This window comes from Dapis hubbardiae BLCC-M172, from assembly GCF_050016015.1.
Lineage (GTDB): Bacteria > Cyanobacteriota > Cyanobacteriia > Cyanobacteriales > Microcoleaceae > Trichodesmium.
The window spans coordinates 53,615-76,241 of record NZ_JBNHEQ010000015.1 but is presented as its reverse complement, the minus strand read 5'-3'; the positions used below and the strand labels follow the sequence as shown (position 1 = coordinate 76,241).

Genomic DNA, 22,627 nt, shown 5'->3' with positions numbered 1-22,627 from the left:
TGATAGCTACCAAAACCATAGCTATGGTTTTGTTAGTTTTGATTAGTGAATTGAACTCTAAACATCGATCAATTCTAATCGTTCCCAAGTTTGGGGACCAACAATTCCATCCACAGTTAAACCAGAGGATTTTTGGAAATTCTTCACAGCTTCTTCTGTTGCTACACCAAATATTCCATCAACTACCAAGGAAGCAGATCTAATGCCATTTAACCGTCTTTGTAGATATTTTACATCTTCTCCAGTGCTACCAAAATACAGAGTAGTGCGGACAATTTTCCCTGTATCTATTAATCCCCAAGTGTTGGGACCCACAATTCCATCCGCAGTTAAACCATATCGTTTTTGAAAAGCTATGACAGCTTCCTTTGTAAGATTACCAAATATTCCATCAACGACTAAGCTATTATTAGCAACAGTGGCATTCAAAACTGTTTGTAAATATTTCACATCTTCACCAGTGCTATCAAGGGATATAGTAGGACGAGTAGTAGTTGTTTGAGTTGCAGTAAACATAATTTTCTCCTTGTTTTTTGAATTGAGCAGGAATTAGGCATTAACGCTATATATAGAGTATTAATTGGTCATTTTTCCAGGTAAGCCCACTATATTTAGTTCTGCCCTGTAAGTCCTGCTCTATATTTTTATTATCAGTGCAATCCTGGATGAATAGTAAAATGTGCATAAGCTATCACAATTAACTTTTTATTGTGGGTGGACGTGCATTTTCTTACACATTAGTGATCACAATTAACTTTTTATTGTGGGTGGACGTGCATTTTCTTACATATTGATTAGCAGTCAGCAGTGAGACATTCTGCCATTACAGCAGTTTTGGAACGTAATGGTGGGAATATTAGGAAAGCCCAAAGTTTTAGCCGTCATGCTGACCCCAAGACCTTGATGGTGTACGATGATAATCTCCAGCAGCCACAAGCTGAAATGTCCGATTTATTAGAGTTTTAGATGAAATATAAAATTACTTATTCTGCTGATTTCCGTTCTGGGCTGGACATTAAAACTGAATGATAACAAAGCTTTCAGGAGATGTAGCCTGATTTTACACGAACCCGTGCCCCGACTCGTAGTATTATGGTACTTGAAGCATTGTTCGGAAAAGCGAGGAATTATGAACCCTGATACAGAGAAACTGATGCAGCAATTAGAACAGCCATACGAAGGGGCTGAAGAGATCCAGCAGATGGTGGATATAAGCTTGCTGCTGAGTTAAAAGTGGAAATGCCAAACTCAGAGCGTAAAACATCGGAGCAGGTCGTTGCTCAAGCCCATCAACTCTGTCCGTACTCAAAAGCGATTGCTGGTAATATTGACGTGAAAGTGGCGGTAGTTTAATTCTTGAGTTTTGAAGGTACTTTAACTGCTGTAGGTCTTGCTGCTAATGAGCCATAGACAAGATATGTAGAAAATAGGAAATAATATCAAGCTTTATTGCAGCGAACGCGAACAAAAAAAATAGCCCCTAAGTATATAGGGGCAACCCAACAAAACACACACAAACACATACAATAAATAAAAATAGAAGCTAGTTGATGCTTTTCTTTTTTTTGAGATTTAATCATCTTTACCCCATTTAGGTTGCCATTCTGTAATGCACTACCTAAATAACTAAATTTGATATTACTCCTCATTGTCTGAATTAAAATATTGATTACAGCTTTTAGTAAGCTTTCGGTCTTCTTCAGAGAACTTCTGACAAAAATTCTCACTGTATATAGCTGCTTTCCAGTTATAGGCTCTCTTGACTTGTTCAGGGGTTAAGCCTTCAACATTTCTTAGGTCAGTTTTATTTAAGTTAGCACATTTTAGATTTTTCCGATCGTTAAATTTTTCTGTTTCTGTGCAATTAGCATCACCAAATATAGCACCAGTTAAATTTGCTCCTGTTAGATTCGCACTACCTAATTTTGCTCCTTTAAATTCAGAAGCAATGAGGTCAGCTCCACTCAAGTTAGCATGATACAATACAGCTTCATTGAATGTAGCTTTAGCCAGTTTAGCTGAATGTTCTGTTCCTGTTTTTAAATCCAATCCAGTTAAATCTGCATTACTTAGATTCACTTGATTCAATGAAGTATTTAACTTATTCAGATTTTCAATTGCCTTTATTCTTCCCAAATTTTGTTTTTTTCCTTCATGTTTAATAATAATATTCCATCCTTTGTCGATTACATCCATTTCTAGTTGATTATTCTGCATTTCTAATTGCTTATTCTGGATTTCTAATTGTTGTGTATATTGTTCTCTTTCCTCCTTTCCTTCATCATAAGCAAATTTTAATCCCCACAGAGGAACTATCATTCCCACCATGATAGAAAAAAATCCTATATGACTTTCAAAATTTTTAAAATTAAGAAAAATAGGAGTCTGAATAAAATTCCAAGTATCAATAAAATTATACTTCCAGCCTTGATAAAACTCTAGTATTGTTTTTTGCAGAAAATTACTATTTTGAAATTTTGTAGATTTTCTTAAATCTTGTAAATACTTGTCATAACAATAAGCCTTAAAAAGATTAGATAAATCTTCTCCTGGTATATCTATTTCTTTTGATAACTTACATAATTCGTATCTAAAAAGAAATGAATTTGTTTGCTTTTTTTGATAGAATTTTTCAAAGAATCCCAAAACTTTATTGTTGAATTCAGGTTTTTCTAATATCTTTTCTACATTATCTAGTGAATTATCTAAACTTTGTGATAAATTTACTTTGCGACCTGTTAGATTTTGAGTCATAACTAATTTAACATCCTTCATTAAATGTTTGAAATGAGAGCCATAAGCAGACAAAAGTAACCACAGTTTATATTACGATTCAATCATCTCTAAGATTTTAGGTTTTAGCTGTGAGAAAAATCCTGAAACTCCGTGATAACCCGGTTGTTATATTGTGACTGCTAAGTTTAAACAGAGTGATATATCTCACATTAATCTGAAACCACTTTGCTTGGCAGACCTCAAGAGTACCCCCTAACTCTATAGTGGTAAAGAAACACACAGAACACATAAAGTATTAATTCTCTAGCATTAGCCCAGATTCACACAACAAAGCTCAACAAAGCCATTATTCTGCTCAAAAATAAACTCACTGTAATCAGCCAAGTAATCAAGTCCTACTAAATTTAGCCAAATCTCTAAACTTAACCAGACTGTTATTCTGACTAATAAAGTTTTCCATCTAACTTGCATGAGAGTATTCTCCTCAAATCTCATCTGTCTGAATAACTGAATTCCTCAGTGGGAGCATTGAACTCCCACACTTGGATAATACAACCTAAAAATCCTTAATCTCTAATCATATTGCTCATCAGAGCATACCAAGTTAAAGAACCGACAATGCCATCAACTTCTAAGCGGCTATTTTTTTGGAATTCCTTGACAACTGCTTCAGTGTTGGAACCAAAAATACCATCTCCAACTAGAGAATAGCCCATTTCATTTAGGATAATTTGCAGACGTTCAACATCATCACCCCTGCTACCCCGACCGATAGTAGGAGGCAGTAAAGCTTCCCAAGTTTGAGAACCAACAACACCATCCACTGTTAAATTTCGGTCTTTTTGGAACTGCTTAACTGCGGCGTCAGTGCTAACACCAAAGATACCATCTGCCACTAAAGAACCATAGCCAGCATCATTGAGAAGACGTTGGACTAAAGTCACATCAGAACCGTTGCTTCCGTTGCGTAAAACTGGTAAAGAAAAAGAACTTGAAACACTTAAAGTCATTGTTAATTCTCCTGTATTAGGATAGATGAGTATGAGAAATTAAATTGATTTGGTCAGTCACCCCTGGACTAAAATCCAAGAGTTTGTACATTCTTGTTGCGCTCGCTCCCAGGAAACAAGCCAACACCTGAACAGCTTAAAATATCCTTTGTCTATATTATCGGTCAGGGTTAAAGTTCTGACTGCCACGCTCTCGCTCTCAATAACATTCCTGGGAATACTATCGCTACTTCCATGGAGAACGAACCGGAAGTCTAAACACGCTCGCGTGGGTTAAGCCAGTACTTTCTCAAAATCGTTAATGTGTAATCATAATGCTCATCAGAGCATACCAAGTTAAAGAACCGACAATGCCATCAACTTCTAAGCGGCTATTTTTTTGGAATTCCTTGACAACTGCTTCAGTGTTGGAACCAAAAATACCATCTCCAACTAGAGAATAGCCCATTTCATTTAGGATAATTTGCAGACGTTCAACATCATCACCCCTGCTACCCCGACCGATAGTAGGAGGCAGTAAAGCTTCCCAAGTTTGAGAACCAACAACACCATCCACTGTTAAATTTCGGTCTTTTTGGAACTGCTTAACTGCGGCGTCAGTGCTAACACCAAAGATACCATCTGCCACTAAAGAACCATAGCCAGCATCATTGAGAAGACGTTGGACTAAAGTCACATCAGAACCGTTGCTTCCGTTGCGTAAAACTGGTAAAGAAAAAGAACTTGAAACACTTAAAGTCATTGTTAATTCTCCTGTATTAGGATAGATGAGTATGAGAAATTAGATCGATTTGGTCACTCACCCCTGGAGTAAACTCCAAGAGTTTGTACATTCTTGTTGCAGTCATATCTAGAGATGTAGCAACAAGAGTGTTTAAGTTTTAACTAGCTATCAGCTATCAGCTATCCTCCTAGGTCGTAACTGCGTTAACAGCTTTCAGCTAAAAATCCGAGGGGAGGGAGTCCCCCACTATATTTTTTGAAAATTAGTGGTGTGTGTTAATGGGGTCTCAATCCCCCATTATACACGCCAGGAAAGCTGTTAGCTGAACGCTGACTGCTGAGTGCTACTTCAATAGGTGTATTTGAAGATAGCATCACCTAACGCTTTCCAGGTTTGGGGACCTACCACTCCATCGACTGTAATCTCAGGCGATGGAAAAGGAAAAGTAGCGTTATAATTTTCCTGAAACTCAGTTACTATTTGTTGGCATTGACTATCGTAGTTGGCATCAAATCTCACGTTAGTTGTAATCAGAGATGGTCTACTTGGTTGCATACCAAACCAATAGATTGAGGATAACAATTGTTCAAGAAACCGAACACTATCTCCACTATCTCCTTCTTTTAATACTGGCAAGCTTGATACAGTCATTGTTGATACAGTCATTTGAGAAAATTCCTTAGTTTAGTTGAAGATGATTGTAGCAATCAGTAATCAGTTTTCAAGTCGTATAATGAGGATTTTCACCCCCGAATTTTAGCTGAAGACTGAATGCTGGTCAAAAAATGGTTTGTTGATAGCTACCAAAACCATAGCTATGGTTTTGTTAGTTTTGATTAGTGAATTGAATCCTCAAGATCGATCAATTCTAATTTTGCCCAACTTTGGGGACCAACAATTCCATCCACAGTTAAACCATAGTATTTTTGGAATTTCTTCACAGCTTCTTCTGTTGCTACACCAAATATTCCATCAACTACTAAAGAACCAAATCCAGCAGCATTTAACCATTTTTGTAGATATTCTACATCTTCTCCAGTGCTACCAAAATACAGAGTAGGGCGGGCAATTTTCCCTGTATCTATTAATCCCCAAGTTTGGGGACCCACAATTCCATCCGCAGTTAAACCAGAGGATTTTTGAAAAGCTATGACAGCTTCTTGTGTTGCTACACCAAATATTCCATCAACTACTAAGCTATTATTAGCAACAATGGTATTCAAAACTGTTTGTAAATATTTCACATCTTCACCAGTGCTACCAAGGGATATAGTAGGACGAGTAGTAGTTGTTTGAGTTCCAGCAAGCATAATTTTCTCCTTGTTTTTTGAATTGAGCAGGACTTGGGCATTGACTCTATATATAGAGTATTAATTGGTCACTATTCCAAATAAGCTACTATATTTAGTGCTGTTGTGTAAGTCCTGCTCTATATTTTTATCATCTCCTAGTTTTTGGGGAAGTGGGAAAATGTGCATGAGTTATCACAATTAACTTTTTATTGTGGGTGGACGTGAATTTTCTTACACATTAGTTATCACAATTAACTTTTTATTGTGGGTGGACGTGAATTTTCTTACACATTGATGAGCAGTTAGGGGTCACATTCTGCCATAACAATAGTTTTGTGAGGAGATATGGTTTAATATTTGAACTTTCACCTATTTAAAAAGAATCAATCCTTTAATTCGACTTTACCTGGTGCAAATTTTCTAGACTCGAAAAACTTGAATGGAAAAGGTTTAAAAGTTATCATTGCTAATGATGCTAACCTTGAGGGGCAAGCAAAGAATGTTGCCAATACAATAGTCAAACGGTCAGAAATTCTAGGTGTTATTGGTCATTGGGCCAGTGAGATGACGATGGCAACTGTAGATATATATAACCCCTGAAGGGATCTATTTAAAATTATAGATTGATAGTAGGGGAGTAGGGGAGTGGGGGTAGGGACGTTGCATAAGGGCGTCCGTATGGGAGTGTGGAGAGATGGGGAGATGGGGAGATGGGGTGTATTAGATATTTCCCACTCATCCAATCATAAAATCAATTATTACCCATTTTTTATCAATTAATTCTCCCTCCAACCTATTTTTTGGAGATACTGTTAGGGCTTCTATATAACCGAAATCAATTAGTATCAGTTTCTCCTGGTGCGAGTACATCTGAACTCACACAAAATCGTCGAGAATTTTTCTTCCGAATTAGTACAGCTTACAGCAGTTTTCATTTCAGTAAACCACAGTAGGGGCGAACGGCCGTTAGCTACGCACAACTTTCCTATCGGAATGCTCCGCAAACGTTAACGCCCCTACAGGGTTTTGGTTATGACGATGTGGTTTATAAATCTGAAAAGGGCTGTATGATGCAGCGAAAGTGTTGCTTGAAGGAATTCGGCAACAAACTACTCGTCAGGGAATTCAGAATATCCTGGCAGATGAAAGTTTCAGTATTGATGGGGTAACAGGAAAAATTAAATTTAAACCAGGGACAGGCGATCGCCAAAAACTACCCTTGGAGTTAGTTAAGATTGTTCCTTGTGCGAATAGGATGTTCGGCTTCACATTTATTCCTATGAAGTTTTCAACACCTGAAGATGCAGGGTTAAATTGTTCGATTTATGACTAATATTATTTTATGATAAGCGTGTTATATCTAATCCGGTAGCATCTGTATTATTTAGTATTAAAGAGAAGAATCTATATTGTAGGGGCGAATGGCCATTCGCCCCTACGCATTGTATGACAATCAACGAAATTATATTACCCCACTGATAACTGAAATGGCCGATTCTAAAATTTTACACCTAATTAATCGTCTGAGCCAGTAGGGTGTGTTAGCGTTTGCGCAGCATTCCGCAGGAAAGCGTAACGCACCGAAAGATTTAGGGTAGTGGACCGACACACCTTAAATGGTGCATTAGAAAATGGGGTGATGGGGCGATGGGGCGATGGGGTGATTATGAAAAAAGCTAATGCACACTTTTAGCTGTGTCAGTCTAGTAGGGCGGTGCATAAAATGTAACAGACCCGATAAGATCGCTAAAATGATGCGTTACGACGGATTGTTAAATACCTTTTGCAGTCTAGATTTTAGCCGTCTTTTCATGTCCGCTCTTAGCGGAAACGCACCCTACTGGACTGATAACTCTTTCTTTGATCAAGATTATGACTGATATTAAAATTTTACACCTAATTAATCGCCTCAGTTTCGGACCGACTCCTGGGCAAATTGAAAATATTAAAAATATTGGTTTAGAAATTTATATTCAATCTCAACTGAAACCTAATTCTATTCCCTACCCAAAACTATTAACTCAAAAGCTAGAATATCTCGATACATTACCTCTAACTCCCAGTGAAATAATTACAGAATTACAACAACTTCAACAACAGGGAAAAGAATTAAAATTAGACCAGAGAGGATTAAATAGAATCAAACGACGTTTTGAACAAAAAATATTTTTACAAGCGACTAAAGGTCGTTTTTTACGAACATTAGAAAGTCCGCGTCATTTAGAAGAAGTGATGGTAGATTTTTGGTACAATCACTTTAATATTTTTGGTCGTCAAGGACTCAATCGGTTATATTTTAGCTCTTATGAACAACAGGCAATTAGACCTCATGCTTTGGGAAAGTTTAGAGAATTATTAGGAGCTACTGCTCATCATCCAGCGATGTTAATTTATTTAGATAATTGGCAAAGTCGTAGAGGTAAAATCAACGAAAATTATGCTAGAGAATTATTAGAATTACATACTTTAGGTGTGGATGGAAGCTATACTCAAGATGATGTTATTGCTTTAGCAAAAATTTTTACTGGTTGGGGTCTCCCTCCTAATAATAAAAGAGCAGAAGATACAGATGGATTTTATTTTGATGAAAAACGTCACGAACCAGGAGATAAAATTTTTCTCGGACAAACAATTAAAGAAAATGGCATGGCTGAAGGAGAAAATGCTTTAGATATTTTGGCTAGTCATCCTGCCACGGCTAAACATATTAGTTATAAGTTAGCTCAAACTTTTGTTTTAGACCAACCTCCAGAATCTTTAGTTAATGTTTTAGCTAAGAGTTTTTTGGAGAGTGGAGGTAATATTTTTCAGGTACTAAATACTCTCTTCAACAGTTCAGAGTTTTGGCACTCAGAGGTACATAATTCTAAGTTTAAAAATCCTTATCGGTTTGTGGCTTCTGCTATGAGAGCTATTGGTAATGAAGTTGATAATTTTCGACCTATTAATGGGATTTTAGACCAGTTAGGAATGCCTCTTTATGGTTGTGTTACTCCCGACGGTTATAAAAATACAAAAGAAGCTTGGTTAGATTCAGATACAATGATTCGACGTAGTAGTTTAGCTGTGCCTTTGTCTGGTGGTTTATTGGGTAGGGGTCAACCTATTAGTGCGGAAGAATTAATGGCTACTTTAGGTAATAATTTTTCTGCTCAAACTCGTGGAGTAATCGAAAAGAGTTCTGCTGATTTGAGGGCAGCTTTAATCTTTGGTAGTCCTGAATTTATGAAGTATTAAATGTAAATTGTAGGGGCGAATGGCCATTCGCCGTTACAAATGTAGATTTTCAAACTTCTTCCTTCTTCCTTCTTCATAATGATAAAAATTGAGCTTGTTGAACCCATTTTTGAACTAAATCTACAGTAGGACAAAGGTCGCGACGTTGCATAGTTGATACCTGTAATTTGAGTATTTGTTGATGCAATCTCTGGACAGGTATTTGAGATAGTTGAGAAACTGAAGCAATACCAGCATGAAGCAGAAGTCCACAGTATTCACAGCCAATACTAGGAACTCTAGCTAAGTTTGCTAATGCTACCCATTTTTTAACATATTGAGGATGAATTTTTAGTTGACTTGCTAGGATTAATTTTTGTTGGGGACTGTAAGTTATTTCTAATAGTTTTCTAGTGTTGGTAATTCCACTTTCTATTAGTAAAGTTTGGTGTTGTTTGCTTAAACCTGGTAATTTTTCAATTGACCAGTTTTGAGATTTGATTGAGGGAATTTTTGGCAATTTTTTCATGTTTCCTCACTTTGCCTCTTCTTTATGTACAGAGCTTTTCAGGTTGATGAACCACATCTTCATAACCAAAACTCTGTAGGGGCGAATAGCCATTTCCGTTCCGGAATGCTCCGCAAACGCCCCTACTGTTGTCTACTGAAATGAAAACCTCTGTAAGCTAAATCAGGTTAAATTATTCTACAATTTAGTCTAAAAAAGTAGGGGTAAACAACTGTTATCTCCTACTTGAATCTTTCTATCTAATTAAAGGAATCTCTAGGGTACTATTTGACTTTTTTTAACACATTAATAATCTCTTCTGGGTCGAGGCGTTTTGTATAATCTGGGTCTACAAAACTATGAATAACTGTACCATCAGTACCAACTACATAAGTAGCAGCTATCGGTAATTCAAAACTTTTATCGCCGTTATAAGCAGGTAGGTCAATACCAAAATTTTGATAAATTGGGCGTAATTCTTCGGGAACCTGAAAGACTAAACCAAATTTTTTAGCAACTTGATTTCCTACATCACTTAATACTTCAAAAGTTAGTTCGTTTTTTTCTGTAGTAGAAAGAGAATTATCTGGAGTTTCTGGAGAAATTGCGATTAATTTTGCTCCTAATTCTGTGATTTCTGGTAGATACTTTTGTAAACCTCTTAATTCCATGTTGCAGTAAGGACACCATCCGCCACGATAGAAGGAAATTACTACAGGATTTTCTGCAAGTAATGATTTTAAATCTACTGCGTTACCTACTGCATTTTGTAAGCTAAATTCAGGAACTTTTTCTCCTATTTTTAAGCTGTTGTTAATAATGCCAGAATCAGATAAGTCAACTACAGCTTTTTGCATTTTTGCCTTTGCATCTTCTGGTAGTTTTGCTTCTATTTCAGTTTGAAGTTGTTGTAAGTTTTCGGTTAAGTTCATAAGTATTTCCTAACTAATTTTAACTTTGTCTTGGACTTTCCTGTAGCAGTACCATTTATATTATTTCCTAGCCAAACCAAATTTGACTTGTAGGGATTTTACAACCTAAATAATTATTAATTATATCAAAAGTCCCCTGGTTAAGAGTAAGATTTTCAACCCAAATTTTGATAAAATCTAGAATCTAAAAAAAATACTGGTAGTCCTGCATTGTAATGGTGAAGATATATATTTTTTAATTTATTCTTACGCTCCCACACTCCCCACACTTCCCACACTCCCCACACTCCCCACACTTCCCACACTTCCTACACTCTCTCTACTATTACTATAGAGCGATCGCTTGGTAGTATTTTCTGAGATTAACTTATCAACTGAGCAAAGTAGCCAGTATCTAAGGTCGGAATGCTGGTCAATGTCAGATTTTCTGCCACATGGCCAGGAGATTTCATCCCTACTAAAGCGGAGCATAAACCAGGAACGCTACGGGTAAATTGGAGAGCGCGTACCGCATCTGTTGCCAGGTTTTCCCCCAGAGCGGTCATAATTTTTTGGGGAAATTGCTTGAGGTTTTTAGCTTGAGCAATAGAAGCACTAGCGATCGCGTTAATGTTAAGTTGGTTTGCTGCAGTAATAGCGGGTAAAATTTTGCCGTCTAGAGGTTGAGTAGGAGTAATAATTGCTTCTGTCATTGCTAGGTTAACTGGTAGTTGGATGAATTGGAAGCGATCGCCTTTTCCACCTGCTATCTGTTGCGCAATAGATTTAGCTTTTGCTAAGTCAATGTGTTTTACATCTGTTGGTGGCACTCGAAAACCTTGCCAAGTAGCTATTCCATAAGCAGTTATTTTGCCAGCATCAACAGCTTTTTCTAACACTGAAAAAACTGCTTTGAGACGGTGATAAAATTCATCAGCAGGAATAATTCCTAACTGAGTTTCTGGGTTATGTAAATAATAAATATCAATAGTTTCTATACCCAAATTTATTAAGCTGCGTTCTAGTTGGTCTTGAATATATTCTGGGTGCATACAGTGAACTCCGGCCACCATATCTGTTGCTTGAATATTAAATTTAGGGTTATCTATATATTCTCGTTTAAACCACTCTTCTTTTTCTCGGTTAGGAATAAAACCACCTTTAGAACAAATAATTAATTCTTCTCGCGATACAGTTTTTGATTCTATTAATTCAAGTAGGGCTTCTTTGACACTCATTTCGCCGTGCTGAGACCGATAATTTATGGCAGTATCTATTAAATTTATCCCGTTTTTTACTGATTTAATAATTGCTTCTGTAACTAAATTATCTGTTGCTGGATCTGAGGAACCTAGATATGTACCAATACCTATTGAACTGGCAGTAAAGTTATTAAATTCTCGAAAGTGTTCTGGCGGACATTCTGTTTGATGAACTTGAGCATAATGCTTGGTTTTTATCGTTGTTGCTTTTCCTAAAATCACTTTTTTTTACTCCTAATTAAACAGTTTTGTCAAAAAAAATTCTTAACTGAATGGTATAATTCAATAATTAATAATTAATAATTACCTCTTCTGTAATAGAAGAATTGATATCAAGGATTTTTTTTTCTTTTTTCTCCATGAATGGAGAGGCTTTATACCTTAAATTTTAAGTAAATTTCCAATTTGAATCATCCATTTCAGCTCAAGGTACTGATAATTAATTTATGTAGAAAATATTATGGAAAAATCAGAAATTATTAGATATCTCCAACAATTAAAAAATCAATTATTTCTACACTATTCTCTACTCCCTACTTCCTACTCCCTCTTTTCACTGAATTTATGTAGAAAATATTATGGCAAAATCAGAAATTATTAGATATAGCAATCAGAAATAATTTTGATAGAATTTAAGAACATTTAATATCAACCAAAATCTCTTTATATTCTGACTCCTGACTCCTAATTAGCACTAAAATCTTACAATTCACATAAGATTGCTATATCTCGAACAATCAACAAATCAATTATTTCTACCCTACTCCCTACTCCCTACTCTCTACTCCCTCTTTTCTAGATATTAACATTCATCGGCTCGTATAACCAATAATACTCTGGTAGTTTTATTAATATCTTCTGGCGCATCTGATAACATAATCATGCTTGTATCTAGATAGTCAATTTTCCAAACATATTCCACACCATCCAGTACCACTTCACCCATTTCATGTTGACCCTTTGGGTCATTTTCAGGTGTAAAATCAGAAAAATCTTGAATTTCTTTAAAAAGTTCTTTTTGTTTTTTTCTCGGCAATGCTAATACTTGCCGACTCATTCTGTATTCTCCTAAACTTTTATCTCCATTTCTAAAGCGATCGTTTAACTTAGCTATTGTTGTTTCCTTCACTTCTTCTTCTGTTGTTCTGTTCCATAATTCTTGAGCAGAATGTGCTATGGATTTTACTGTATTGAAAGCTGCTAAATCCCAAGACTTTACTGATTCAACTTTGGCTTTCAAAGATGACCAATCTATTTGATTATCAATTTTAATCAATCTTTCTGGCTGAGATTTATCTTCCATTAACAATAGAGTTAAATATGGCATTTTTTCCAGTTTATCTAAAGGAGAATGTAACATATCCCCCCCATAATGATTAATCCAAACTTGATAAATATAATCATTTCCTGATAACTGGAATAGTACATATAGTGGTGCAACAGAAATAGAGCCTACTTTTGTGATAAAAACTCCAGCTTTAGCAGTTACTTTAACAGAACTTTCTAAATGCCAACTTTTCCCTGGAGGAAGTTTTAATAAAAATAATGGTTCATAATCTGTTGTCAATGCAGATGGGGTAGAGAGAGGTAAGAAAATTTGATTTTTTTCAGAACGAGGACGAGTTAAAATCCAATTCCAAGTTGATGTACCTATTGGAGACTGACTAAATATTTTAAAAAAATCATTTTGTTGAGGTTCAGGTAATTGTTTATGTTGATTTAATAGTTGTTTATTTCTGCTCATTTTTCTCCAAATAATTGATTTTTAAATATTCTTTTAAGTTCTTTGATTTTTATGGTTAAGATTAGCTGTCTATGATTTTTATACTATGGTTGACACTAGGAATAAATTATACAATAGCAGCTTACCTTCTATATTTTATAATAACTTACTAGAGAATAAAAGAGAATAAAATAGAAAAATTGATTAAGGTTTCAGTTAATTATGGGTATAGGGTTTCTCAAGCTTATGAGGTACACCTATCTTTAATTTCTTTTCTATTCCCTATTCCCTATTCCCTGTTCCCAGTTAAGTGTTCCCTAAAACCTAGAATTTTGTACCTAACCAGCATGGGAATTACTATACTAGAATCTAGTGGCATCTAGTATAACTATTTCTGTACCCGGCTCTATGTTAATTTTTTTTGGCCAGAATGTCCTATTGCTGAACTTAGTTTGAGTAGTCAAATTTTCTCTAGTGTGGGTGTTAAGTGTTAAAAAGTTGATGGTATATGCAATATATCAAAAGTCATGGAAAATCTTGGTGGTGGATTCAGCTCAGGAATCAAAATTAAAACTTTATATTTTATATATATTTAAGATGTTGATAAACCATAGAAAATAATTGATTGGCTGAGGATAATTATCAAAAATTTGCTTGTATAAGCAAGTAATATTATTAATATAATCTATCTCTATGGATAAATTTAATGTATATGTTAACTAATGGAATTAGGGTACAGAGAAGCAGGGTAATAATTTCAGACTTTTTATCTACTCCCTGAATTGTTTACAAATTATTTTATACTGCTATAATTTCAACCTAAAGTCTTTTTATATTTATCCCTTAATTATTTTTAACATTGAAAATATTGAGCTACTATGGCAAATTTAAGTGGAACTTGGCTAGGTACTTATTGGCAACAGGAAAATCCTACAAGGTTTGAAGCTACCTTAATTCAAGCTGGTAATAGTTTGAGTGGCAATATCTTAGATGATAATTATTTAGGAGAAGCAACATTAAGCGGTGAAGTTATTGGACGTAAGATTAGTTTTGCAAAGCGATACCTTGTAGGTTCACAATACATTATTAATTATGTTGGTACTGTTTCTGAAGATGAAAATTTTATGCAAGGCGAATGGCGAATAAATAAGTTTGATTATGGCATTTGGGAAGCTCACAAAACTAATGAAGATTTAATGTTTGAGTTAAAGAATATTTTATCTGAACAGTTACCTATATCTTTGTAAGCATTTCCATAACCAAATAAATTATGCAAAAAAATACTCCTATATATTGTTTTAGAGCAACTTGGAAATCAGAAACTAAGTTTGATACTAATATAATTCCTGAATGGATATGTGTAGAAACTAATTGGCAAGGATACAAAATATCAACTGTTCCTTGGATAGCAGATGTTGCTGTTGCGATCGGAATATTGAATATAGAAAATACCCCTTATGGATGGATTTCATATTTAAAAAAAATTGGATTCCAAGATGTTAAACAGGTTTCCTGTGAAGATATGTTTGAGGAAAAATTATACTCTTAACTATGATTTGTTTTGATAGTCAATACTTATTGTCACTAATACTAAGTGATTGAACTCACACCTGTAAATCTATACCATCACTGCTAAATTCATTAATATCAGTTTAGGATATATTTAATGCCTGAAAATATGAATATTATTCATCAAAACTACTGAATTAGTAGAAAAGTTGAATTAAAAACAAGGGTAATTATATCCGTAAGAGGAGAACTGTAGAAAATGCTCCAAAAAAGAGTATTATTAGTCGAAGATAGCTCTACTGTTAGGAAAATAATTTCCTACTATCTGATTAGACTAGGAATAAATGTAATAGAAGCTAATGATGGTGTAGAAGCAATAGAAAAAATTTATTCTGAGAAACCCGATCTGGTACTTTTAGACATTACAATACCAAAATTAAGTGGTTATGCTGTGTGTCAACAAATTAAGTCCGATCCTCAAATACAGTATATTCCTGTAATTTTCTGCACTAGCAAAAATTATGAAAATGATTATTATGAAGCAATAAAATATGGTGCAGACGGTTATCTTAGCAAACCTTTCCAAAATTGTGAAATATTCGCTATGATGACAGAACTAGGAATAACTAAACAAGGAATAAATGAATATGAATATGTGCCAACTTTAAAAGAAGGTTGTATCAGATTGATAGTACCGACACATAACAATTATATTCATCAATTTGCTTAGATAGTTAAATTATTTAATTAATGGATAATGGATAATTGATAATTGATAATTGATAATTGATAATTGATAATTGATAATTACCTCAATGAAAACCTTCAAAAATTAATAATGGCTCTTCTGATCAAGAAGAGGATTTGCTAAAAATAATTTTTTTCTTTTTTCCCCATGAATGGAGAGGCTTTATACCTTAATATTTCGGTAACAGAATTGAATATAAGGAAATATCCTAGCATTTTTTTCTCTTGAAATAGAAGGCTTTATACCTTGATTTTTCGCTAATTAACTTTAGAGGTTATATTCAATATCTACTTATGATATATAGCTAGTATAAATGAATTGAAAAATTATGATACTTTTTCAATTCAGGAGGATTAAAAAGTTTCAAATATCCAAACAACTGAAAGAAACGTTTCATACTCTTAAAGATTTGGTTAATTTGATAAAATTGTCTAAGTAAATTTTTCAACTGAAGGCAAATGGTTTCCAAGGGACGGCAATCATCTCTAGGGATAATTTATACTTAATAAAGCTCCCATAATTAGCAATATCTACATGACTAGGATATAAGGAGAGAATACCCCTTTAAGGCGTTACTTAGCAATAGTTCATCAACAAACCTGATTCTACTTAAAATCTTTAGAAATATTTAAAAATTCTCGGAAACCTTCCCCAATAAACTTGAGGTAATATATATTTTCTTTAAAGTTTTTAGTTTTGAGTTTCATTTTATAGAACCTATTTGGTATCTTGGCAAAGGTGCAGGTTTTTCGCAAAAGAGTCATAATTCAGAATTTAGTAGATGGAGAAATAGAATAGAGAAAAAAGGTATAACCTAGGCTCCCTTGCTTCACCATCTTACCGAAAAATAATGGTTTAAAGCCTCTCTTTTAAAGGATAAAAAAGAAAAAAATTTCCTTTTTGACCTTACTTATTCTTGAAAAGAAGAGGTAATTATTAATTATTAATTGTTAATTATTAATTATTGAAACTCTCCCCTACTCCCTCACTCCCCTACTCCCCTACTCCCCTACTCCCCATCTATATTTTAAATATATCCCTTCAGGGGTTCTATAGTGCCATTAAAATGTATAATAGAAATTATTAATATAATTAAGACAGGTCATACCAATTTACTTAAAAAATGTCATAAATAGTTGGTAACTGATGAAGTCAAAATAATAAGCTAGAATTACTGTCAAATAGAAGTTTGAAGTACCTAAAATATTACTTCTGACTTTTGACTTCTGACTTCTGACTTTAGTGAAACGGTATCAGGTGGTGAGTATTGACAGTAAAGATTTGCTTTTTTAAAAAGTATTTGTTGAATTTCCATTTGGAGTAACTGTTTAATACCTGAAAATCTATCAGGTCAGAACTTACGCAGAGGTACTATACATAGAGTTTAAAAACTATAACGTTATAGTTTTGAACGCTACATACATGGTATTTGCATGAGTCCTACAGGTTTTTGTCTTTCAACTTTTTTTTGGCAACAGAACCACTATGACAATGAATAACAAATCTCAAAACAACCACCAAAATACAAATATTCATATTCCTGACTATCATATCGTCGAAACAATTTATTCAGGTAGTCGCACAATTGTATATCAAGCTAATCGTATTGATGACCAATTACCAGTAATTATTAAACTGCTGAAAAATCCTTATCCTACTTTCAACGAATTAGTACAATTTCGCAATCAATATACTATTTCTAGAAATCTCAATTCACCCTTAATTATCCAAACCTATAGCTTAAAACCCTATAAAAATAGTTATATTTTGGTAATGGAGGATTTTGGAGGTATTTCTTTAAAAGAATGGGAAGGTAGGGTAAAAATACCATCTCTAGAAGATTTTTTACAAATAGCTATAGCCCTGTGTAATGCTCTAGAAATTTTGTATCAAGAGCGAATTATTCATAAAGATATTAAACCCAGTAATATATTAATTAATCCCGAAACTAAACAAGTTAAATTAATTGACTTTAGTATTGCTTCCCTATTACCTAAAGAAACTCAAGAAATACAAAATCCTAACGTATTAGAAGGAACACTAGGTTATATTTCTCCCGAACAAACAGGTAGAATGAACCGAGGAATTGACTATCGGAGTGACTTCTACTCATTAGGTGTAACTTTCTATGAATTACTGACTGGAGAATTACCTTTTAACTCAGAAGATGGCATGGAATTAGTACATTGTCATCTAGCAAAACCAGCACCCCTACTCCATAAAATTAATTCCGAAATCCCATCTGTTTTATCGAATATTGTTAACAAATTAATGGCAAAAAATGCCGAAAGTAGATATCAAAGTGCTTTGGGATTAAAATTAGATTTAGAATACTGTTTAACTCAACTTCAACAGACAGGTGAAATTCAAGAATTTGAAATTGCACAACGGGATGTGAGCGATCGCTTTCTCATTCCTGAAAAGCTTTACGGAAGGGAAAAAGAAGTTAAAACACTTCTGGAAGCTTTTGATAAAGTTGCCAATGGTGCTTCGGAACTAATGCTGGTGACTGGGTTTTCAGGTATTGGTAAAACTGCTGTTGTGAATGAAGTACATAAGCCAATTGTACAAAGACGAGGGTACTTTATTAAAGGTAAATTTGACCAATTTAATCGTAATATTCCCTTCTCTGCTTTGGTGCAAGCATTCCGTAGCTTAATAGGACAACTGCTGACTGAATTTGATAAGGAGTTAGCTAATTGGAAGAGCAAAATCCTAGAGACAGTCGGTGAAAGTGGGCAAGTGCTGATTGAGGTGATTCCTGAACTAGAACAAATCATTGGCGAGCAACCCCCTGTACCAGAGCTTTCTGGTAATGCTGCCCAAAATCGCTTTAACTTACTATTCCAAAAGTTCATTTCCGTTTTCACCACTCCATATCATCCCCTAGTGATGTTTTTGGACGATTTGCAATGGGCTGACTCTGCTTCCCTGAATCTGATGCAGCTATTGATGAGCGAGAGTAATATCGGTTATTTGTTCATCATCGGAGCTTATCGTGATAATGAAGTGTTCCCCGCTCATCCTCTGATGTTGAGTCTGGAGGAACTGAAAAAAACTGGAGCTACCCTCAATACTCTGAGTCTGACAGCGTTGAGCTTGACGGATGTGAATCAGTTGATTGCTGATACCCTCAGTTGTTCGGTGATGTCGGCAAAACCGCTGACTGAACTGGTTTACCAAAAAACTCAGGGCAATCCCTTTTTTACTACACAATTTCTCAAAGCCTTGCATGAGGAAGGTTATATTACCTTTGATATTCAGGTGGGGCATTGGGAGTGTGATATGGTGACAGTGCGAACTCTCACCCTGACAGAAGATGTTGTTGAATTCATGGCAACCCAATTACAGAAATTGCCAATAGAGACTCAAGATATCTTGAAATTAGCTGCCTGTATTGGCAACCAGTTTGATTTGCAAACATTGGCAACTGTGAGCGATCGCTTGTCTACAGAAACTGCTACTGACTTGTGGAAAGCATTAAAAGAGGGATTTGTAATTCCAATTAATGAAGTTTACAAGTTTTATCAAGACTCATCATTCGGGAATCCAAAATCAGCTATATCAGGCACAACTCAAGCACAGATAACAGTTAGCTACAAGTTTCTGCACGATCGCGTCCAACAAGCGGCTTATTCTCTAATTCCAGAAGATGAAAAAAAACTCACTCATTTAAGAATTGGGAGATTGTTACTGCAAGGTAAAACCCCGGAAACTTATCAAGAAATTATCTTCTCAATTGTTAATCAACTGAACTATGGCGTTAAGCTACTCACCTCAGAGTCAGAACATTACGAACTGGCAGAACTAAATCTTGTTGCCGGACAAAAAGCTAAAACATCTGCTGCCTACGAAGCAGCATTTCGCTACTTAAATGTGGGTTTAGAATTATTACCGAGCAATAGTTGGCAGGAGCGCTACGATCTGACTCTAAATCTATTTGACTTAGCTGCTGAAGTCGCATCTCTGAATGGCAATTTTCAGGAAATGGAAGAATGGATAAACCTTGTTTTGTCTCAGGCTAAAACTGCAGTTGACAAAATAAAGGTTTATGCTGTCAAAGTGCAAGCTTATATGGCACAAATCAAAAAGCAAGAAGCTCTCGAAATTGGATTAGAAGCTCTAAGTTTAGTAGGAGTCAATTTTCCAAAATCTGTTGACTCTTCAGATATTGACAAAGCATTTGCACAAGCGAAAAAAAATATAGACGGGAGAAGCATTGAAGAATTGATAAAACTACCGTTAATGGTAGATGAAGAAAAACTGGCGACTGCAAGAATATTAGCAAGTCTATTTACACCATGCTATCAAACTGCATCACCTTTGTTACCCTTAGTGGTGTGCGAATTGATAAATTTATCAGTGCTTCATGGTACTTCTTCTTTTTCTAGCTATGGCTATACTTTTTATGGTCTTCTCTTAAACGGGCTATTTGGAGATGTAGAAGCAACATATCAATTTGGCAAATTAGGTTCCCGTTTAGTGGAAGAGTTCAATGCGCCAGAAATAAAAGCGTGTGTACTTCACATGGTAGGAGCTTGTACAGTTCATGGCAAAGCACATTTCAGAGAAACATTGCCTATTCTTACTAAGGCATACCAAAGTTGTTTAGAGAGTGGCAATTTTGAATTTGGTGGGTATGCTACCATGCACATTTCCAGCCATTCCTACTGTACGGGGCAAGAACTAACGATAGTTGAGCGAGAGATGGTAACGAGTAGCGATGCCTTGAAGCGACTAAAACAAGATGGAACATTAAAGTCTAATCAAATATTTCAACAAGCAGTCTTGAATTTAATTAATCCCTGTAAAAAGCCTTGGGAGTTGAACGGCAAAGTATATGATGAAGAAACATCATTACCGCAACTGAAAACAAATAATGATATACTTGCACTTTACTATATTTATTTCAATAAATTAATACTCAGTTGCCTATTTTCAGAACCTCAACAAGCTTATGAAAATGCTTTGCAAGTAGAATCTTATTTAGAGGGCGCTCCGGGGTTGTTGTTTACGCCTGTGTACTATTTCTATGATTCGTTGGCACATTTGGCAGTTTATTCTTCGTTAGATGGAGAACAAAAGTCTATTCTCAAGAGAGTGGAAATGAATCAGAAAAAAATGGAGCATTGGGCAACTCATGCACCAATGAACTGTCAACATAAATTTGATTTGGTTGAGGCGGAAAGGTGTCGTGTATTGAATAACAAGCTCAGTGCAGTGGATTTTTACGATCGCGCCATTGCTGGTGCCCAAGCCAACGCATTCCTCCAGGAAGAAGCCCTCGCCAATGAACTAGCAGCTAAGTTTTACCTAGACTGGGGGAAAGAACGCATTGCTCAGGAATATATGATTGAAGCGTATTATGATTATGCTCGTTGGGCAGCCAAAACCAAAACCAACGATTTAGAAAAACGCTACCCTCTACTACTGCAACCTATCCTGCAACAAGAACGACTGAACCTAAATCTAAAAGAAAGTGTTGCAACTCTGGCTCAGACTTACACTGCTAACACAACCAGCACTAATATTTCTGATGTTCTAGATTTTACCAGTTTACTCAAAGCAGCTCAATCTATTTCCAGCTCTCTGGAATTAGATACACTCATTAGTAGCATGACTCGGATTATCTTAGAAAACTCAGGTGCGAACAAAGTTGTACTAATTCTTCCCGCAGAAAATAGTTGGGAAGTTAAAGCAATTACCTGGAGCGATCGAGAGGGAATTCAAACTATGCTGACTCAGCAATGTATCTCTGATTCTCAAGATATTCCTGTAAGGATAATTCATTACGTCAAAAACACCAAAAAAACAATTGTTATAAATAATTGTCAAACAGGTATTCCTGGTTTAATCAGGCATTATATGCTCTCTCATCGCCCCCAGAGTGTATCGTGTAACCCAATTATTAATCAAGGTCATTTGGTAGGGATTATTTATTTAGAAAATAAATTGACGAGTGGGGTGTTTAATCACGATCGCCTCAGTGTGATTAAGCTCCTGTCTTCCCAAGTTGCTATTTCCCTAGAAAATGCTCAACTATATGAGCGATCGCTAAAGTATTCCGAACAGTTAACACAAGCATTTAAAGAATTACAACAAGCTCATCTTCAAGTCGTACAAAGTGAAAAAATGTCAGCACTGGGTAATTTAGTTGCTGGAGTTGCTCACGAAATTAATAATCCCGTTGGTTTTATCGGCGGTAATATTCCACTAGCGTTAGATTATATCAACGATTTATTTGAATTGCTGGATCTAATTCAAGAAAAATATCCGAAATTAGACGCAGAAGTTGAGGAGGAAATAGAAGCCATTGAACTAGATTATATCCGGGAAGATTTACCAAAGTTAGTTGATTCGATGTTGGAGGGAGTTAAGCGAATTAAAGATATTAGCAACAGTCTCAGAACTTTCTCCCGTGCTGATAAATATCATCCGGTTCTTGCCAATATTCAGGATGGTATTAATAGTACAATTATGATGCTAAAACACCGTCTCAAAGCGAACGAAAAACGCCCCGAAATAAAAGTGATTAAAAACTCTGGTAACTTGCCAGAAATTAAATGTTATGCGGGACAGTTGAATCAGGTATTTATGAATATTTTGAGTAATGCTATTGATGCTTTAGAAGAAAGTAATGAAGGAAAAACTTTTGCTGAAATTAAAGTAAATCCCAACCAAATTACTGTGACAACATCACTTGAAAATAACCAGGTAAAAATCTCAATTGCTGATAATGGTCAGGGAATAAGTGAAGAAGTTAAACAAAAGATTTTTGAGCATTTATTTACTACAAAAGCCGTGGGTAAAGGAACAGGTTTAGGGTTAGCGATCGCCCGTCAAATTATTGTCGAAAAACATGGTGGAGAAATTCTGGTTAATTCGACAGAAGGAAAAGGAACTGAATTTATAATTTTGTTGGGAATAGGGAATAGGTAATATTATGTCGGGTTGAATAGTTATAATTATAAGCTATCGTAAGTTGTAT

At 35.2% G+C, this 22,627-nt stretch carries 20 protein-coding genes; 8 read left to right on the top strand and 12 right to left on the bottom strand.

Translation table 11 applies throughout. The annotated features are described in order from the left end of the window. Window positions 1-57: 57 nt before the first annotated feature. Window positions 58-516, bottom strand: coding sequence for a peptidoglycan-binding domain-containing protein (locus ACP6PK_RS01930; protein WP_426557287.1), 459 nt, complete (start codon window positions 514-516; stop codon window positions 58-60). Window positions 517-807: 291 nt separating this feature from the next. Between ACP6PK_RS01930 and ACP6PK_RS01925 the strand changes: the two genes are divergently transcribed. Continuing rightward, window positions 808-966 carry a site-specific integrase gene (locus ACP6PK_RS01925; protein ID WP_426557285.1) on the top strand — a complete coding sequence of 53 codons (159 nt, stop codon included), beginning with the start codon at window positions 808-810 and terminating at the stop codon, window positions 964-966. Window positions 967-1,638: 672 nt separating this feature from the next. Here ACP6PK_RS01925 and ACP6PK_RS01920 read toward each other — a convergent pair. The 6 genes from ACP6PK_RS01920 to ACP6PK_RS01895 form a co-directional block, all read right to left on the bottom strand. Next, window positions 1,639-2,754, bottom strand: coding sequence for a pentapeptide repeat-containing protein (locus ACP6PK_RS01920; protein ID WP_426557283.1), 1,116 nt, complete (start codon window positions 2,752-2,754; stop codon window positions 1,639-1,641). A 291-nt stretch (window positions 2,755-3,045) separates the two neighbouring features. Further along, window positions 3,046-3,207 (bottom strand): hypothetical protein, encoded by a 162-nt coding sequence (locus ACP6PK_RS01915; RefSeq protein ID WP_426557281.1) that lies wholly within the window; start codon window positions 3,205-3,207, stop codon window positions 3,046-3,048. Window positions 3,208-3,302: 95 nt separating this feature from the next. After that, complete coding sequence (locus ACP6PK_RS01910; protein WP_426557279.1) at window positions 3,303-3,746, bottom strand: peptidoglycan-binding domain-containing protein; 444 nt, start codon at window positions 3,744-3,746, stop codon at window positions 3,303-3,305. Between the two features lie 298 nt (window positions 3,747-4,044). Then, window positions 4,045-4,488, bottom strand: coding sequence for a peptidoglycan-binding domain-containing protein (locus ACP6PK_RS01905; RefSeq protein WP_426557277.1), 444 nt, complete (start codon window positions 4,486-4,488; stop codon window positions 4,045-4,047). A 330-nt stretch (window positions 4,489-4,818) separates the two neighbouring features. Continuing rightward, window positions 4,819-5,136, bottom strand: a complete 318-nt coding sequence (locus tag ACP6PK_RS01900; protein ID WP_094672348.1) for a peptidoglycan-binding domain-containing protein — start codon at window positions 5,134-5,136, stop codon at window positions 4,819-4,821. Window positions 5,137-5,306: 170 nt separating this feature from the next. Then, on the bottom strand, window positions 5,307-5,780 hold the full coding sequence (locus ACP6PK_RS01895) for a peptidoglycan-binding domain-containing protein (protein WP_426557275.1): 474 nt from the start codon (window positions 5,778-5,780) through the stop codon (window positions 5,307-5,309). A gap of 339 nt (window positions 5,781-6,119) precedes the next feature. Here ACP6PK_RS01895 and ACP6PK_RS01890 point away from each other — a divergent pair, with 339 nt between their 5' ends. The 3 genes from ACP6PK_RS01890 (at window position 6,120) to ACP6PK_RS01880 (ending at window position 8,999) form a co-directional block, all read left to right on the top strand. Continuing rightward, window positions 6,120-6,362 carry an ABC transporter substrate-binding protein gene (locus ACP6PK_RS01890; RefSeq protein ID WP_210407343.1) on the top strand — a complete coding sequence of 81 codons (243 nt, stop codon included), beginning with the start codon at window positions 6,120-6,122 and terminating at the stop codon, window positions 6,360-6,362. A 481-nt stretch (window positions 6,363-6,843) separates the two neighbouring features. Then, entirely contained in the window at window positions 6,844-7,095 is a 252-nt protein-coding gene (locus tag ACP6PK_RS01885; protein ID WP_094672683.1) for a hypothetical protein, read from the top strand. Window positions 7,096-7,634: 539 nt separating this feature from the next. Continuing rightward, on the top strand, window positions 7,635-8,999 hold the full coding sequence (locus ACP6PK_RS01880) for a DUF1800 domain-containing protein (RefSeq protein WP_426557272.1): 1,365 nt from the start codon (window positions 7,635-7,637) through the stop codon (window positions 8,997-8,999). A gap of 73 nt (window positions 9,000-9,072) precedes the next feature. On the opposite strand, the gene ACP6PK_RS01875 is transcribed toward ACP6PK_RS01880, so the two are convergent. The 5 genes from ACP6PK_RS01875 to ACP6PK_RS01855 all read right to left on the bottom strand — a co-directional run bounded on the left by ACP6PK_RS01875 (window position 9,073) and on the right by ACP6PK_RS01855 (window position 13,403). After that, window positions 9,073-9,507: a DUF4332 domain-containing protein gene (locus ACP6PK_RS01875; protein WP_094672685.1), complete on the bottom strand. Its 435-nt coding sequence runs from the start codon at window positions 9,505-9,507 to the stop codon at window positions 9,073-9,075. A gap of 263 nt (window positions 9,508-9,770) precedes the next feature. Then, the gene (locus ACP6PK_RS01870; protein WP_094672686.1) at window positions 9,771-10,418 is read right to left on the bottom strand and encodes a peroxiredoxin-like family protein; all 648 of its coding nucleotides are present in this window, start codon (window positions 10,416-10,418) and stop codon (window positions 9,771-9,773) included. A gap of 155 nt (window positions 10,419-10,573) precedes the next feature. Further along, a complete protein-coding gene (locus ACP6PK_RS01865; RefSeq protein WP_426557269.1) occupies window positions 10,574-10,723 on the bottom strand; it encodes a hypothetical protein in 150 nt (49 codons plus the stop codon). 57 nt (window positions 10,724-10,780) lie between these two features. Continuing rightward, entirely contained in the window at window positions 10,781-11,881 is a 1,101-nt protein-coding gene (locus ACP6PK_RS01860) for an aldo/keto reductase (protein WP_426557267.1), read from the bottom strand. Window positions 11,882-12,461: 580 nt separating this feature from the next. Continuing rightward, on the bottom strand, window positions 12,462-13,403 hold the full coding sequence (locus ACP6PK_RS01855) for a DUF3768 domain-containing protein (RefSeq protein ID WP_426557265.1): 942 nt from the start codon (window positions 13,401-13,403) through the stop codon (window positions 12,462-12,464). Between the two features lie 857 nt (window positions 13,404-14,260). Between ACP6PK_RS01855 and ACP6PK_RS01850 the strand changes: the two genes are divergently transcribed. From ACP6PK_RS01850 to ACP6PK_RS01835, 4 genes are all read left to right on the top strand, one after another. After that, entirely contained in the window at window positions 14,261-14,629 is a 369-nt protein-coding gene (locus tag ACP6PK_RS01850; RefSeq protein WP_426557263.1) for a hypothetical protein, read from the top strand. 23 nt (window positions 14,630-14,652) lie between these two features. After that, window positions 14,653-14,931, top strand: a complete 279-nt coding sequence (locus ACP6PK_RS01845) for a hypothetical protein (protein ID WP_426557261.1) — start codon at window positions 14,653-14,655, stop codon at window positions 14,929-14,931. A gap of 219 nt (window positions 14,932-15,150) precedes the next feature. Further along, the gene (locus tag ACP6PK_RS01840) at window positions 15,151-15,621 is read left to right on the top strand and encodes a response regulator (RefSeq protein WP_426557259.1); all 471 of its coding nucleotides are present in this window, start codon (window positions 15,151-15,153) and stop codon (window positions 15,619-15,621) included. Window positions 15,622-17,124: 1,503 nt separating this feature from the next. After that, on the top strand, window positions 17,125-22,578 hold the full coding sequence (locus ACP6PK_RS01835; RefSeq protein WP_426557257.1) for an ATP-binding sensor histidine kinase: 5,454 nt from the start codon (window positions 17,125-17,127) through the stop codon (window positions 22,576-22,578). The last annotated feature ends 49 nt before the right edge of the window (window positions 22,579-22,627 follow it).

What these genes read in the sequence shown, in the direction of transcription:
- ACP6PK_RS01870 (WP_094672686.1), bottom strand. Translation starts at nt 10,418, where the DNA reads ATGAACTTAACCGAAAACTTACAACAACTTCAAACTGAAATAGAAGCA.
- ACP6PK_RS01915 (WP_426557281.1), bottom strand. Translation starts at nt 3,207, where the DNA reads ATGCAAGTTAGATGGAAAACTTTATTAGTCAGAATAACAGTCTGGTTA.
- ACP6PK_RS01895 (WP_426557275.1), bottom strand. Translation starts at nt 5,780, where the DNA reads ATGCTTGCTGGAACTCAAACAACTACTACTCGTCCTACTATATCCCTT.
- ACP6PK_RS01905 (WP_426557277.1), bottom strand. Translation starts at nt 4,488, where the DNA reads ATGACTTTAAGTGTTTCAAGTTCTTTTTCTTTACCAGTTTTACGCAAC.
- ACP6PK_RS01930 (WP_426557287.1), bottom strand. Translation starts at nt 516, where the DNA reads ATGTTTACTGCAACTCAAACAACTACTACTCGTCCTACTATATCCCTT.
- ACP6PK_RS01855 (WP_426557265.1), bottom strand. Translation starts at nt 13,403, where the DNA reads ATGAGCAGAAATAAACAACTATTAAATCAACATAAACAATTACCTGAA.
- ACP6PK_RS01910 (WP_426557279.1), bottom strand. Translation starts at nt 3,746, where the DNA reads ATGACTTTAAGTGTTTCAAGTTCTTTTTCTTTACCAGTTTTACGCAAC.
- ACP6PK_RS01840 (WP_426557259.1), top strand. Translation starts at nt 15,151, where the DNA reads ATGCTCCAAAAAAGAGTATTATTAGTCGAAGATAGCTCTACTGTTAGG.
- ACP6PK_RS01875 (WP_094672685.1), bottom strand. Translation starts at nt 9,507, where the DNA reads ATGAAAAAATTGCCAAAAATTCCCTCAATCAAATCTCAAAACTGGTCA.
- ACP6PK_RS01920 (WP_426557283.1), bottom strand. Translation starts at nt 2,754, where the DNA reads ATGACTCAAAATCTAACAGGTCGCAAAGTAAATTTATCACAAAGTTTA.
- ACP6PK_RS01835 (WP_426557257.1), top strand. Translation starts at nt 17,125, where the DNA reads ATGACAATGAATAACAAATCTCAAAACAACCACCAAAATACAAATATT.
- ACP6PK_RS01900 (WP_094672348.1), bottom strand. Translation starts at nt 5,136, where the DNA reads ATGACTGTATCAACAATGACTGTATCAAGCTTGCCAGTATTAAAAGAA.
- ACP6PK_RS01880 (WP_426557272.1), top strand. Translation starts at nt 7,635, where the DNA reads ATGACTGATATTAAAATTTTACACCTAATTAATCGCCTCAGTTTCGGA.
- ACP6PK_RS01845 (WP_426557261.1), top strand. Translation starts at nt 14,653, where the DNA reads ATGCAAAAAAATACTCCTATATATTGTTTTAGAGCAACTTGGAAATCA.
- ACP6PK_RS01850 (WP_426557263.1), top strand. Translation starts at nt 14,261, where the DNA reads ATGGCAAATTTAAGTGGAACTTGGCTAGGTACTTATTGGCAACAGGAA.